10 protein-coding genes and 1 pseudogene are annotated in these 13,777 nt (G+C 58.1%); 8 read left to right on the top strand and 3 right to left on the bottom strand.

The annotated features are described in order from the left end of the window. Nucleotides 1-64 precede the first annotated feature (64 nt). Nucleotides 65-1,027, bottom strand: a complete 963-nt coding sequence (locus tag JX360_RS02680) for a DUF1517 domain-containing protein (protein WP_244349036.1) — start codon at nucleotides 1,025-1,027, stop codon at nucleotides 65-67. Nucleotides 1,028-1,199: 172 nt separating this feature from the next. Between JX360_RS02680 and JX360_RS02675 the strand changes: the two genes are divergently transcribed. The 3 genes from JX360_RS02675 to nusB all read left to right on the top strand — a co-directional run bounded on the left by JX360_RS02675 (nucleotide 1,200) and on the right by nusB (nucleotide 5,276). After that, nucleotides 1,200-2,075, top strand: coding sequence for a Cof-type HAD-IIB family hydrolase (locus JX360_RS02675; protein ID WP_244349035.1), 876 nt, complete (start codon nucleotides 1,200-1,202; stop codon nucleotides 2,073-2,075). A gap of 26 nt (nucleotides 2,076-2,101) precedes the next feature. Further along, nucleotides 2,102-4,264: an ATP-dependent helicase gene (locus JX360_RS02670; protein WP_244349034.1), complete on the top strand. Its 2,163-nt coding sequence runs from the start codon at nucleotides 2,102-2,104 to the stop codon at nucleotides 4,262-4,264. 133 nt (nucleotides 4,265-4,397) lie between these two features. Then, the gene (gene nusB, locus JX360_RS02665) at nucleotides 4,398-5,276 is read left to right on the top strand and encodes a transcription antitermination factor NusB (RefSeq protein ID WP_244349033.1); all 879 of its coding nucleotides are present in this window, start codon (nucleotides 4,398-4,400) and stop codon (nucleotides 5,274-5,276) included. On the opposite strand, the pseudogene JX360_RS02660 reads toward nusB, so the two are convergent. Beyond that, nucleotides 5,273-6,494: pseudogene (locus JX360_RS02660) on the bottom strand (glutathione S-transferase family protein). The gene nusB and the pseudogene JX360_RS02660 sit on opposite strands and share 4 nt — an antisense overlap. A 151-nt stretch (nucleotides 6,495-6,645) precedes the next feature. Continuing rightward, nucleotides 6,646-9,276: a single-stranded-DNA-specific exonuclease RecJ gene (recJ, locus tag JX360_RS02655; RefSeq protein WP_244349032.1), complete on the bottom strand. Its 2,631-nt coding sequence runs from the start codon at nucleotides 9,274-9,276 to the stop codon at nucleotides 6,646-6,648. Nucleotides 9,277-9,353: 77 nt separating this feature from the next. Between recJ and JX360_RS02650 the strand changes: the two genes are divergently transcribed. The 5 genes from JX360_RS02650 (at nucleotide 9,354) to mnmA (ending at nucleotide 13,612) form a co-directional block, all read left to right on the top strand. Next, the gene (locus tag JX360_RS02650; RefSeq protein ID WP_244349031.1) at nucleotides 9,354-9,746 is read left to right on the top strand and encodes a hypothetical protein; all 393 of its coding nucleotides are present in this window, start codon (nucleotides 9,354-9,356) and stop codon (nucleotides 9,744-9,746) included. 40 nt (nucleotides 9,747-9,786) lie between these two features. Continuing rightward, nucleotides 9,787-10,686 (top strand): M15 family metallopeptidase, encoded by a 900-nt coding sequence (locus tag JX360_RS02645; protein WP_244349030.1) that lies wholly within the window; start codon nucleotides 9,787-9,789, stop codon nucleotides 10,684-10,686. 52 nt (nucleotides 10,687-10,738) lie between these two features. Further along, nucleotides 10,739-11,944, top strand: a complete 1,206-nt coding sequence (locus JX360_RS02640; protein WP_244349029.1) for a sporulation protein — start codon at nucleotides 10,739-10,741, stop codon at nucleotides 11,942-11,944. A gap of 66 nt (nucleotides 11,945-12,010) precedes the next feature. Beyond that, nucleotides 12,011-12,436, top strand: a complete 426-nt coding sequence (gene gloA2 / locus JX360_RS02635) for an SMU1112c/YaeR family gloxylase I-like metalloprotein (RefSeq protein ID WP_244349028.1) — start codon at nucleotides 12,011-12,013, stop codon at nucleotides 12,434-12,436. A gap of 30 nt (nucleotides 12,437-12,466) precedes the next feature. Beyond that, nucleotides 12,467-13,612 carry a tRNA 2-thiouridine(34) synthase MnmA gene (gene mnmA / locus JX360_RS02630; RefSeq protein WP_244349027.1) on the top strand — a complete coding sequence of 382 codons (1,146 nt, stop codon included), beginning with the start codon at nucleotides 12,467-12,469 and terminating at the stop codon, nucleotides 13,610-13,612. Nucleotides 13,613-13,777 lie beyond the last annotated feature (165 nt).

Genomic DNA, 13,777 nt, shown 5'->3' with positions numbered 1-13,777 from the left:
ACGGCGGGGATCCTGAAGAGTTGAGGCACTCAGCCGCAGCCGCTCCCTGTTCACCCAAAGGCCCTCAGAGGAGTCGCATTTCCGGGTACTCAGTTAAAAGCGCATCTGCCGACAGGGTGTCTCCCTCCAACTGCGGCGTCCACAACACTTCAATGGCCACAACCCGCTCTGCTGAGAGGGATGCCAACTGCATGAGGCACTGCCGCAGCTCCGCCACGGAATTAACTACAGGTAGTGTACCCGAACCACCTCGATACGCCACTAGCAGCGTGACAACCAGATATTCCCCCACTTCCGGGATCCCATCGGAGGCTCCTGCTAGCGCCGGTTGCGGTTGTGCAGCCCGGTGTAACTGATTGTTACGGTTGCTGAGGCTCTCGATGCTGAACTTGCTGCGCTCTTGTAAGGAGGCTTGGTAAAAGAGGGATTCGGCGCGGGACAGGGGCAGCTTACCAGCTTCTGCATGGCCATAGACCCAGTAGTCGCTGTAACGCATCAGGCTGAGGCTGACATTCTGCAACAGTTGGCTCAACCCTTCTGGAGATTGGGTATCGGATTCTAAGGCTAAGGTGTTGATATCTTTCTGCAGTTGCCGGGCGCTAGAGAGCAGGCCCACTTTCACCTGAGCCACGGTCACTTGCGGATCGCGGAGGCCGGTAGGGTCATCCCCGTCTTCGGAGTCGGCTGCGGAGCGCAACGTCCGTACCAAAAAGCTACCTGCCCCAATCAGCAGCAGCAGCGTAAACAGGCCGCCACCGCCACCCCCCCAGAAAAAGGGCAACAGCAGGGGAAACCCAAAGCCACCTCCATAGCCACCACTGGGATACACAGGAGCGGAGCGGGGGCCAATCGAGCGGGGAGCAGAGAAGGTGGGAGCCCGGAAAGAGCCGCCGCCGATACGACCGCCACTGCGAGCCCAGACGGTGCTCACCGGGGCCAAGGCCAGGATCAACGCCAAAGCAATGGCCAATAGGGGTCGGCAACTGCGGCCGATTCGTTTCAGCATGTTCACGGTGTTTTCGTCCATTACGGCACCAATCTTCTTTGATTGTACGTCCTCTCTCTGGCAGGAGCAGGGGAGAGAACCGATCCTGGGTTTTGAGGGATCCGGTTGCCTCGACCCACCTAAGCGGTGCATCTAGGAGATGAATCCCACCAGAGCCGTGTTACCGTCTGGGAGGTTGCCAGCAGGAGGGGCAATGCAAACCCAGGTAGCAGTTCAACCCAAGGCTCAGTTCAAGGAACAGCGGCAAGAGTCCACATCTCCTACTCAGCGGGAGATTCGGCTGCTGGTGTTGGATATTGACGGCACGCTTGCCGGGCGTTCTAACCAGGTCTCAGAGCCCGTGCAGGAGGCCATCCAAAAAGCCAAGGCCGCTGGGGTACGGGTGGCCATCGCCACAGGGCGCATGCATCGCTCGGCAGAACGGTTTCACTATGCTATCCAGGCGGATATGCCCTTGTGCAGCTATCAAGGGGCGTTAATTCGGGATCCCGTCAGCCAAGTTACCCTCAAGCACTGGGCCATGGACTGGGAACTGGCGGAGGATGTGTTGCAAAGATTGCAGGATCACCCGCTGGTGGTGCACCTCTACATCGAGGATCAACTGTATTTGCGGGAGCTTAGCCCCCTCAGTCAAGCCTATGCCCAGCGCTCCCAGGTACCTTTTCAGCTACTTTCGGACAAACAACGGGGGCAAAAGCCCACCAAGATCCTGGCCATGTCGGAGGATGTCGATTTGATCAGCGAATTGCTGGGATCCCTGCGGCAACAGTATTCTCGTGAGCAGCTTTACCTGACCCGTTCCGAGCCCATGTTTCTGGAGGCTACCCATCCGGCGGTGAACAAGGGCAATGCCGTTCGCTTTCTGGCGGAGGAGGTGCTGGGGTTGTCGGCGGATCAGGTGATGGCGATTGGGGATAGCGACAACGATATTGAGATGATTCAGTATGCGGGGATCGGGGTGGCGATGGGTAATGCCTCTGCTGCTTTGTTGCCCCATGCCGATTGGGTGGCCCCCTCTGTGGATCAGGATGGTGTGGCTGCCGCTATCGAGACTTTTATCCTCAGCTAGGTTACAAGTTCACCTGGGATCCATCGATGGTTGGTTTGGCGTCTCCCCCGTTTCCTCAGCCGATCCTCCGCCCGGCCCAGCAGCAGGCGTTGGCCTACCAGTCGGGAGCCCTGGGGATTGCCGCCGTTCCTGGCAGTGGCAAGACCTTTATCCTGGAGCTGTTGATTTCGGATTTGATCCTCAACCGTGGCGTTGCCCCGGAGCGAATCGGGGTGTTTACCTACATGCGCTCGGCGCGGGGCAATTTGATCAGCCGCATCAACCAGCGCTTGCAACAGGCGGGCTATCTGAACCGCTTTACCCAAGCTTTTACCTTGCATTCTCTCTCCTTGCGGGTGCTGCGGGAGGCCCCAGCTCTCCAGGAGGAGCTATCCATTCTGGAGCAATACGAGCGAGATCGGCTGCTTAGTCGGCTGTGTCGAGCCTGGCTCACCCACCATACCCAGCTGTGGGATCCCCTCATCCCCAGCGACGATAACCCGCGCAAGGTAGCAGACAACCGAGCCCGTTTCCGAAAAAGTTTTCAGCAAATGGTGCAGGCGGTGATCAGCACAGCCAAAAATCTGCGTCTTGCTCCAGAAAAAATCCCTGCTGATATTGGCGGGTACTTGGGCTGGGCTGCCCCCATTTATGCCAGCTACCAGGCGGAGTTGCGGCGCCTGGGCAAATTGGACTACGACGATTTGGGCTGGCAGGCGGTGGAATGGATGGAGCGCAGCCCGGAATTGCGGGCCCAGGTGCAAAACTGGTACGACTACCTGTTTGAAGATGAAGCCCAGGATAGCTCCCCGTTGCAGGAAGATCTGTTGCGTCTGCTCAGCCAGCGCACTGGCAACTTGGTGCGGGTTGGGGATCCAAACCAGAGCATTATGGGTACCTTCACCACCGCCGAGCCGCGTCTGTTTCGCGCCTTTTGTCGGGCTAGCCCCCAGGTGACTTTGCAAGAGTCCAGCCGTAGCGCCCCGCCCATTCTCGCCTTGGCCAACCGTCTGGTGGATTGGGTGAATCAATCCCATCCGCTGGAAGCGCTGCGCTCGGCCCTTGCCCCACAACACATTCAACTGGCCTCCTCCGGTGGGCAAAACCCTGACGCCAGCGAGGGTCAGGTGGTGTTTCAGGTGGTGCGCGGCTCCCCAGAGGAGGAGCTACAGCAGGTGGCACTGCAAGCCATTCAGGCTATGCAAGCCTTTCCTGAGCAGACGGTTGCCATTCTGGTGATCACCAACGACATGGGCGGCAAAGCCCTCAGCTACCTGCAGGAAATGGGGGCCAGTCGGGTGATTGACCTGTTGCGCAATAACCCCAGCCAACGGCGGGTGCTCTTGCAACTGAAGGGGGTGATCGATCTGTTCGCGGTACCCACAGCACCGACCCGCTTGGCAGCAGCGGTGGAATCTCTGGCGGATTGGGCCGGGATCCCGCGGACGGAACTGGAGCCAATGTTGAATAGGATCCGCGCTTCCCTGCCGGAACGATTGTTGTTTCCCTCTTTTGGCGAGGCTCCTGCTCTGCCGGATGGCCCCCATTGGCAAAAACTCGCCACTTTACTGCGCACTCTTTCCGGTTGGCTGCGGGCGGGCCGTTCCCCTTGGGCGGAGGTGCTGAACCTGGTTATCCAAAGCCTCTATCGCAAGCCGGAAGAATTGTTTGTCGGGCGCTACGTCATCGATCAGTTGGAACAAGTGTTGGGATCCCTGCCGGAAACCGATTGGCAAGAGATCGCCCAGGAGTTCCAGGTCATTCTGGATCACCGCCTCAACAACCTACCTTCTGAGATTCTTGCCTTCGACCCAGAACCAGGTAGCATTACCGTCACCACCCTACACCGCTCCAAAGGGTTGGAATGGGATCAGGTCTTTATCCCGCAACTGTCCGCCTATGAGTTCCCCACCCAATACGGGGAGCGCCGTCTGGGCTTGGCCTTTTTGGAAGATGTGGATTTACAGGCGGAGGCTCTGGCCCAACTGCGCCGGTTGAGTCCCAAAGGGAGCTGGGATCCCCAGGCGGACTCCGCAACCGAACAAGCCTTTTTGGATTTGGCGGCAGAGCGGTTGCGACTCTTGTACGTGGGCATTACTCGCAGCAAGCGGCGGCTCACCCTCTCGGTTTCCAGTCAATCCCGATTTGGCAAGGAGCAAAGTGCCTCTCAGCTGTTTCGAGTGCTCAACCCCAACTCTGCGGCGGGTTAAGCAACCCCTTTCGGCTACCCTTCAGCCAATCACCTACATCCCTTGGGCCTCAACAGCCTGCTAACATAGCTAGGCCCGATAGCGCGCCGCCTTGCGGCAGTAGGGCAGTCTTTGGAGCTATAGGGATTCTGCAATGCAACCTCGGCGTATCGCCCGCGAACTGGCCCTTTTGGGGGTCAACCAACTGCCGGCCACGGCGGCCAAACTTAACGAAAAACAACTGGAGGATTTGTTGCTAGCAGCGGTGCGAGCCTTGAGTGAAGAAACCCACGAAACCCTCTCCACAGCGGCTGCCGAAATTCAACGCAGTGACCGTCTGCTGCACGAGAGTGATCCGCTGTTGGTGGTCGATACGCGGGATCCCGATGAAGTTGGGGGATCCCGTTCTCCTACGGACCGCCTTCAACAGGTTCAACGGCAACTGAAACACCTGCAAACCGTCCTTAGCAAGGCCGATGCCCAATCGGCCCAGACGCTCCACAGCGAACTGCTGGGGTTAACCCATCAAGCCCAAGTTGCCCTCAGCAACGCCAGCCAATCCCTAGACCATCTGGAAAACCGGTTAAACAGCATTCGGCACATTTTGGATGATGTGATTCAACTGGCCCAAGGGGCGATCAACCGAGTGGGAGCAGCCTTGTCCATGCCGGAGCTGTTGCACATTGCCCAATCCCCAGAGGTGCGCGCCTACGCCCTACAACTGCTCACAGCTCTACAGAGCCACAAAGAAGCTATTGATGCTCGCTTGCAGGCAGCTTTGGTGGGGTGGCAACTGCAGCGCCTAGGCCGGATCGAACGAGACATCCTGCGATTGGCAGTCGTGGAAATGGAAATTTTGGCCAGTAGCCCAGTGCGGGTCACCATCAATGAAGCGGTGGAATTGGCCAAGAAATACGGGGATCCCGAAGCGGCTACTTTTGTCAATGGGGTGCTGCGGCGGGTGGTGGACAGTCGCCCTGAGGCCCACCTGAGTGGGGATCCCTCTAGCCCAACTGCGGGTTCCGGCGGCTAAGGGGATCCCTGCCCGGAACTGAGGAAGTTGGCCGGATCTTGATCCCGTCGGTGTTGAGTGGGAATGGGGATCCCTTGTCCATCCCCCACCAAGGCTGCGGTTGCCTCCAAAGCCTCTCGCAAGCGCTTGGCCGCGTAAATCGACATATCCCGAGGCACGCTAATCCGATCCCGCAGATAGCGCAGGGCTGAGTCGGATCCGGGCGGTGGCCAACAAACGTCTCCCGTCATCAGATGGGTCAGAGCCGCCCGCAACGCTTCATCCATCAAGCTGTCTTCTGCTGGATTCACCCGAATCAAGTTGGCCCGATGCTTAAGCACCCGATGCAGAGCTTCCGCCCGAGCGCTCTCTGGCTCTGGATAAGCCACATCCGGTAACCCCATCCAGGGGCCATGATCCACCCGCTGCTGGTTGATGAACATCTGGGGCTCACCGTTGCCCCAACAACCTCCCATCTGGGGTGGCAAGTCATGCACATGGGTATGAAAGTCGCCCTGAGTGCCCCGGTAGGTAGGTCGACTCTCCATGCCCGTAAACCAGGCTTGCAAATGGGGGTTCTCTTCCCGCAGCGAATAGCCTTTGTAGTAGTACAGGCTGGCATTCATTCGCTCCAGAAAGGGGGTGAAAACCACATCCACAATCCCAAACTCCTCCAAAAAATAAGGGCCGGGAGTCTGGCTGAGAGTGGTTTCTACCTTTTTCACCACCTGGGTAAATTGGGCTCGATGCTGTTCCTCTTGAGAAGGGCTGCGAACCGGCGAGCACAGCCACTGGCACCAAGCCCGAAACAATAGCCGTTCCAACCGCCGCAACGGCAACACCCGCGGATCCTGTATTCCTTGTCCAAGAGGGCCATAAACCTGTTCCAAAGCCAGCAAAATATCGTCACTTTCGGTGATCCAGGGTACCTTTAAGTTCCAGTGCGGGCAGCATCCCAGAGGGCACTTTGCGCTTGTACCAATCCTCTTTTTGCCCGTAGCAAAACATCGTGACTTTCTCGATGCGGTAAGGGATCCGCTTTTCTTCCAGCCACAACCAAACCTTCTGGCAGTAGGGGCACCAGGCGTGGTGATCTCGGTAGAGGGTCACCTGGACCTCTGCCTCTGCATGACCAAACAACCTTAAGCGGGCTTGCGCGTTGGTCGGCCCGTTCACCCGATCCATCTGAAAGGAACTCAGGGCTTCCAATTCTGCCCAACTGAGCGGGGAAAGAGGCATGGTGAGAACATCCTTAATGCGTTGACCCTCTGGGTTGTGCGGAGCACGACCAGCGGACAGTTAATATCCCAACCACTAGGCTAGATGAATCCTCAGACAACTCCGACGACCAGGGCAAGAGTACCCCCTCGACTAACCAACTCTTGTTGGTCTAAGCGTTTGCCGTAACCGTCCATTTGGTCGGGGATCCCTTCCTTTCCGACGTGAGCAAAGCAGCCACCTCTTGCCAGGAACTACCATACCAAGCTTGTTGGGCTTCCAGTTCTTCGGTTAGGGATCCCGTTGGGCCAAAGTCGTGGCAGGGGTAACCCAGCGAACGCAAACCCGCCACCAACACCCGGGGAGACAGCCACCATTGCTGCGCCAACCGCAGCAGATCCACTTTGTCTTCGTTGTGGAGATACTGGCGCAGTTGCTGCCGCAGACCCTCACCAGAAACAAGGGGGATCCTTTGGCGGTGGACAGAGATGGTGAGGTTCTGGTGCTCCGCACCTTGCGCAAGCGCACTGGAGCTGCAGTGCAGTAGCCACTTCAGGTGCTCCAAAGAAGGGGGCCAACTCCACAGCCAGAGGTGATCGTAACGATGACCCGCTTGCGGACGGTCGTAATGGACCACCAGGCCAGGATCCCTGGCTGAATGGAGAGAAAGCGTGGGACGGCGGAATCCGTAGAAGAGGATGGTGCCCTGTGCTTGGGGCAACAGCGTTGAAAATCGCTCCACCGCTTGCCAGTACAGCGGTTGAGTGGGGTGGGGGGCGGGGCGATAGATCAGCCGCAGGTCAGAAAGGGATTTCGAGGCGGAAGGAGTGGGCTGAGGATTGACTTTGGGCATTGGCGGCGAAAGGGAGATTGGAACTTTGGCAAGGGGTGGAGAGGGAAGAGGGGACTGCGCGGGTTGGATGCCAAGGATTTCCAGTTCCAGTTGGGTTTCCCCCCGCCAGGTTTTCGCTTTCAGGGTATAGGCCAGATCGACTCGCTCCGGCAAGGGGTAAAGCTCGGCCCCTCGCCAGCGGATGGCCCAGAGGGGACGGTTGCTGGGTAGGGACTCCGTCCCGCTGTCGCTTAAGCATTGCCTAGCAACAACGGGATCAGAGGTTGATCGGAGAGGGAGATCCAGCGACAAGTCGCCGCTGACGGGAACGGGATCCTGTACCAGCAGTTTCAGGTGGCTTTTGTCGGAGCCATGGCCCTCAGGCGAGCTTCGTCCAAAGGGTTGTTGTTGCAGAAGCTGTAAGTTACGGCTGCAAAAGACGGGTTCGGGATTGCCGATGCCACAGGGTTGCAACTGTTGCAGTTGCTGGTAAAGCTCCAGGTTGAGATCCGCCAAAGGGGCTTCTACATCGATGTGCACCAGCGGTTGAATCTGCTCCGGCTCTAGGTGGAGGGCGGCAAATTGTCGCAGTCGTTCCTCCAGGGTCAGCCAATCTTGGGCTGCCAGGCTAAAGCCCCCTGCTGCCGGATGTCCACCATGTTTGTGAAACAGGTCTTTGCAATGTTCCAGGGCGGCAAACACATTAAATTCCGGGATCCCTTGCCGCGCCGAGCCGCTAATTTCCCCTTGGCGCGATTGGCTGCCGATAAACACCGGGCACCCGTAGCGCTCTGCCAAGCGTGAGGCGACAATGCCAATCACCCCTTTGTGCCACTTGCGTTCTGGGGATCCCAGCACCGTTAACACCCGATCCTGTTGCAGATCCCGCCCGCGCTGGATAATTTGCTCCAGGGCTTCGGTTTCGATGCGGGCACACATCTGTTGGCGCACCTGATTCAGCCGTTCACAGCGCTGCGCCAGTCGGTCTGCTTGGGTCGGATCATCCGTGGTTAGCAACTTAATCACCATGCCCGCTTGGCCAATCCGTCCAACGGCGTTGATGCGGGGCCCCAGGCCAAACCCGATCGATTCCGGGCGTAACCCTTCTGGGCTAGCATCGGCTGCAGCGAGCAACCCTGTTGCCCTTAAAAGAGCACGGATCCCTTCCACCTGGGAGGTGGGTAGCAGTTGCAACCCCTGACGCACCCAGAGGCGATTCACTCCGGTCAGGGAGGCCAGATCAGCAATCGTGCCTAGGGTAAACAGCTCCAGCGCCATGCGACCCAGAACGGGATCCCCGCGTTTTTCTGCCAGAGCTTGGGCAAGCAAATAAGCCACCCCAACCCCGGCCATGCCGCGATAGGGAGAAGTTTCCGGGATCTGCTTCGGGTTGAGGATGGCATCGGCGGGCGGCAACTGCGGTGGCAAATCGTGATGATCCGTAACGATCACCACCAAACCCAGTTCCTTGGCCAGTTGGATCGGTTCCTGGGCAGAGATGCCGTTGTCTACGGTCAAAATCAGATGACAGCCTTCTCGGTGCAGCGCCTGAACCATGCGGCTATTCAGGCCATAGCCCTCCGTCATGCGACTGGGGATGCGGTAATGCACGTTGCCCCCCAGTTTCCGCAAAGCCCGCAGCAGTAGAGCCGTGCTGGTCATGCCATCGGCATCGTAGTCTCCGCAAATGGCGATCGGTTTCTGATTGTCTATGGCCTGATCCAGAAGGTGCACCGCCAAGGGGAGATCGGCAAAATCGGCGGCTGGATCCGGCAACTGAGCAGGATTGGGATCCCAATATTGCCGGGCAGCTTCTGGGCTAGAGAGACCCCGGTTGAGTAAAATTTGGGCCAGCAAGGGCGAGACACCCACCGCCTCAGCCAATTTTCGGGCAGCCTGGGGATCTACCGGATGAAACAGCCAGCGTTGGGAAGGGATCCCGGCCATACGTGTCAGGGAATCGTTTGACAATGTTACAGTTGGCCTATGCGCCATTACTCTAGCTTGACCTTGACCCGAACATTTTTGTCTCCTTTTCTCTTCTGCCGATGTATTCTCTGCTGCTCACCTATGGTCTAAATCCCCTCGCGGGCTTGAAGGTATTGGTGAAATCGCCTGAACGGGCTTCTTGGTGGGGGTTGGCCCAGCAGTTTTGGGGTCGCTCCGGATCCCGGCGACGTGGGCCGCGTCTACAGGTATCCTTGGGCCGGTTGGTGCCGGAAAAAACTGAGCATCTTTCAAAGTTAGAGGCGCTGCTGCGCCTGAAGTTTTTCATTGCGCTAGAAGCGGAAAACCCGGAAAAACCCTTGCCTGCCCTTCCTTCTGGGCAGGGATCCGCCATTCAGGTGTACCGCCACGCCGAAGGTACTGAACACTACAAAACAGAGGTGATCCGCTTTGCGATAGGGGGATCCCGGAAAATCCGTCGTCGCCGTCGCTGAATGATAGGGGTGGAGTCTTGTCAGCATAACTATACTGGAGGTGCACTATATCTGTGCTCCGCCCGTGAAAAACAACTGGCTGTCTAACCGTCATCGGTGGCCGAAACGAGGATCCCGCCTGCTGGTTGCGGTGCTGACCATGCTCTGTGTCACTCTGCTGACTTGGGGGCTTCCCTCTCTGGCTGCACCACGGCTGGTGGTGGTTCCTGATGGCCCCGGCGTCTTGGAACGGGTGCATAGCCTTGCCCCGGATGCCTTTCGCCGTCAGATTGGATCTCACTCGGTGATCCAAGTGGGGGCATTCCGTCAACAAGACAGCATCGATCTGATGTTGGGATCCCTGGCCTTACTGGGCTTGGAGGGTCAGGTGTGGTCGCCGGAAGCGCCGGTGGTCAGCTCAGGCGGAGGGTTGCCAACGGGGGGGATCCCGTTTCACTGGCCCTATCCGGTTGCCTTAGAGGCTGATCTGGAAGCGGTGAGTGGGCCAGGGGGGCGGGTGGAACGGCTGCATCGGGAAGCGGCCCAGGCGTTTCGGCAAATGCAACAGCAAGCCCAGGCCAGTAGCATCTCGCTGGTGCCCATCTCCGGGTTTCGGGATCTCTCGGTGCAAACCGCCCTATTTCGCCGCCAGGTTCAACGACAGGGATCCGAACAGGCGGCCATGCGCTTATCTGCACCGCCTGGCTACAGCGAACACCACACTGGCTATGCCCTTGATATTGGCGATGGACGACATCCGCAAACCCATGTGCAGTATAGCTTTGCCCAAACTCCTGCCTATGCTTGGCTGATCCAGTATGGGCCGCAGTATGGCTTTGAATTGTCTTTTCCGCCGGGCAATGCACAGGGGGTCAATTACGAACCCTGGCACTGGCGCTATGTGGGATCCCCGCAGGCGGCCTCCCTTTTTGCCCAAGCGCGTCTGGCCTCCCGTTTGTAAGTTTGCCCGGAACCCTTGAGTTGCCACCAGTTCCGACACAGGAGATGGATCCATGCGCAACAGCCCTTTCGCCACCTTGAGCGGATCTTTGGGGGGATTCTGGTTGACGGTTGCCCTGACCTCACCGGCGGCCTTTGCCCTGACTCGCTACCAAGTGCATGTCCTTTCTGGGACGGCAGCGGATCTGGCCCAGGTGCAAACCCACGTGCCGGATGCCTATTGGGTTCAGGGGGATGACGAGGTTTTTATCTTGGCGGGAACCTTTATCAACCGTAACCATGCGCAACGGCGCCAGACAGAACTGGAGCGCTTGGGACTTCAGGTGCGGGTGGTCAGCCGCGCAGAGACGGATCCCCCTCTGCCCCCGGCTAGAGTAACCCCCCCCAACTCAGCCCCATCAGCAGCCTCTTCTCGCCAACCCGAAAACGGACTCCGTCCCGCTGTCGCGAACGTTCCGGCTTCAACCCTCCCCAGTTCACAACCTTCTTCGCCCTCCCAACGGCCTTTTGTGACGCAAGTGCCCAATCCCACGCAGGATCCCCGCCTTGAGGAGCAGGTGCGCCGTTTCTTTCCGGGAGCAACGGTTGTGGAATACCAGGGGGAAACAGCCCTGCGAACCGGGGAGTTTTCTCGCCTCTCCCTGGCTCAAGACCAAGCCCGTTGGTTAACAGCTCGAGGACTACCGGCGGTGGCCGTGGCAGTAGCGGAGATGGGGACGGAGTCCTTCCCGGCGACAGATCCCATCTTGGCGAACCCAGAGCAAGGAGAGAACTACTGGGTACTGGTGGCAGATCCAACCGGCGAGAAACTATCTGCTCTGGAAAAGTTAATTGCCGGATCCCTACCTCTCATTTACGATGACTTGCGGGTGGTGCGTACCGGCGGGTTCGCCAATGCCCAGGCAGCAGAAGAACAGGTGCGTTATCTGGCCAGCCAAGGCTACGAAGCAGGGGTTTTCCCAGCGGATCTGCGTCGTTCTCAACCGCTGCTACAACGGGATCCCGTTCCTACCACAGCCGCTAATCCCGCTCCAGCTTCCCCTTCAAGCCCCCCAATCTCCGAGGCCCAGAGTTTTTGGGTGGTGGTACCGGCGGGAGAAGAGGTATTGCCCCGGCTGCAACAATATGCCCCAGATGCGTTTGTGCGGGGCTCCGTGATTCAAGTGGGCACCTACCAGCAACGTTCTAATGCAGAACAGGCCCAACGGTCTTTGTCTGAAGCGGGGTTCAATGCCCGGATTGTGGCCGCCGAACATTAGGGATCCCTGAAGGTTTCAGGCATCCTGATGGTATGAGGATCTGGATTGGCTAGGGACTCAACTTTCGTGCAACTAAACCGGATTCACCACATTGCTCTGATTTGTTCGGACTACCGCCGTTCCAAGCACTTTTATACGCAGATTTTGGGCCTTCCCATCTTGCGGGAGACCTACCGCGCAGAACGGCAATCCTACAAACTGGATTTGCAAGTTGGCGAGCAGACTCAACTGGAGCTGTTTTCCTTTCCCAATCCACCGGCACGGGTTCAATACCCAGAGGCTTGTGGGCTGCGTCATTTGGCCTTTGGAGTGCCGGACTTGTCAGCGGCTGTCAAAGAGTTAACCGCACGAGGGATCCCGGTGGAGCCGATTCGGAAAGATGAGTTAACGGGCCGCTATTTCACCTTCTTCCAAGATCCGGATCATCTGCCCTTGGAACTGTACGAATGCCCAGAAGAGGGATCCCCACTCAGCCAGACTGAAGAAGGCTAGAGTAGAAATCCTGAACCCGTTAGCCGATTCATGGTGATAGGACTTTCTCCTGCTGACGCGAGCAGCCATTCTCTCCTGACCTCGACAACCTCCTCGACTGTTCCGACCCAACGGCCTCGCATTGTGGCGGCCCTCTCCGGCGGGGTGGATAGTTCGACGGTGGCAGCGATTTTGCACGAACAGGGCTATGCCGTTGAAGGGGTTACTCTTTGGTTGATGAAAGGGAAGGGTCAGTGCTGTACCGATGGCTTGGTGGATGCGGCCACCATTTGTGAACAGTTGGGGATCCCGCACCATGTGGTGGATAGCCGCGAGGTGTTTCAAGCCAACATTGTGGATTACTTGGTGGCGGGCTATGCAGATGGTATTACTCCCCTGCCTTGCTCCCAATGCAACAAAACGGTGAAGTTTGGCCCCTTGCTCGCCTATGCCCGAGAAACGCTCGGGATCCCGCAGATCGCCACCGGCCACTATGCGCGGGTGCGTTTCGATGCCGAGTCGGGGCGTTACCAATTGCTGCGGGCGGTGGATCGGCAAAAAGATCAATCCTATTTCCTCTACGACCTCAGCCAAGAGCACCTGGCCGGAACCTTGTTTCCGTTGGGGGAATACACCAAAGCTCAAACCCGTGAGATCGCAGCTCAGTATGGTCTGGCCACCGCCGCCAAGCCGGAAAGCCAGGATCTGTGTTTGATCGAAACCCACGGCTCGATGCGGAACTTTTTGGATCAGTACCTCGGGCAAAAGCCAGGGGACATCGTCGATACCCAAGGACGGGTACTGGGATCCCATGAGGGCATTCACCACTACACCGTCGGTCAGCGCAAGGGTTTGGGTATTGCCGCCCCCCATCCGCTTTATGTGGTGCGCATTGATGCGGCCATGAACCGAGTCATTGTTGGGACACGGGAAGAAGCCACCCAGACGGAAGCGACGGTAAAGCAGGTGAATTGGGTCTCGATGGCACCTGCCAGGGATCCCCTGCCGGTGGAGGTGCAGGTGCGCTATCGGACGGCTGCGGTGGCAGCGACGTTGATCCCAGAATCCGAAGACCGAGTGCGTTTGCAGTTTGAAGAACCCCAGTTTGGCGTCACCCCCGGACAGGCCGCCGTTTGGTACCACGGGGATCTACTGCTGGGCGGCGGGATCCTAGAGCGCCCTTCCCGTTCATTTTGATCCACTTGTTATGCAATATCCCTCTTTCGTCACTCTAAGCAGAGGAGAACAGGATTGAGGTAGACATCCAAGGCCATCGGGATGAATTTAACTTCTCGATGAGTCGGGATAGACCTATCGATAGTTCAGGAATAGTATAAACTCTCAACCAATTCGCAAGATTAC

The organism is Thermostichus vulcanus str. 'Rupite' (assembly GCF_022848905.1).
Classification (GTDB): domain Bacteria; phylum Cyanobacteriota; class Cyanobacteriia; order Thermostichales; family Thermostichaceae; genus Thermostichus; species Thermostichus vulcanus_A.
The sequence above is the reverse complement of the archived record's forward strand: the minus strand, read 5'-3'. Positions and strand labels throughout refer to the sequence as shown.

What these genes read in the sequence shown, in the direction of transcription:
- JX360_RS02680 (WP_244349036.1), bottom strand. Translation starts at nt 1,027, where the DNA reads ATGGACGAAAACACCGTGAACATGCTGAAACGAATCGGCCGCAGTTGC.
- JX360_RS02675 (WP_244349035.1), top strand. Translation starts at nt 1,200, where the DNA reads ATGCAAACCCAGGTAGCAGTTCAACCCAAGGCTCAGTTCAAGGAACAG.
- JX360_RS02670 (WP_244349034.1), top strand. Translation starts at nt 2,102, where the DNA reads ATGGTTGGTTTGGCGTCTCCCCCGTTTCCTCAGCCGATCCTCCGCCCG.
- nusB (WP_244349033.1), top strand. Translation starts at nt 4,398, where the DNA reads ATGCAACCTCGGCGTATCGCCCGCGAACTGGCCCTTTTGGGGGTCAAC.
- JX360_RS02650 (WP_244349031.1), top strand. Translation starts at nt 9,354, where the DNA reads ATGTATTCTCTGCTGCTCACCTATGGTCTAAATCCCCTCGCGGGCTTG.
- JX360_RS02640 (WP_244349029.1), top strand. Translation starts at nt 10,739, where the DNA reads ATGCGCAACAGCCCTTTCGCCACCTTGAGCGGATCTTTGGGGGGATTC.
- mnmA (WP_244349027.1), top strand. Translation starts at nt 12,467, where the DNA reads ATGGTGATAGGACTTTCTCCTGCTGACGCGAGCAGCCATTCTCTCCTG.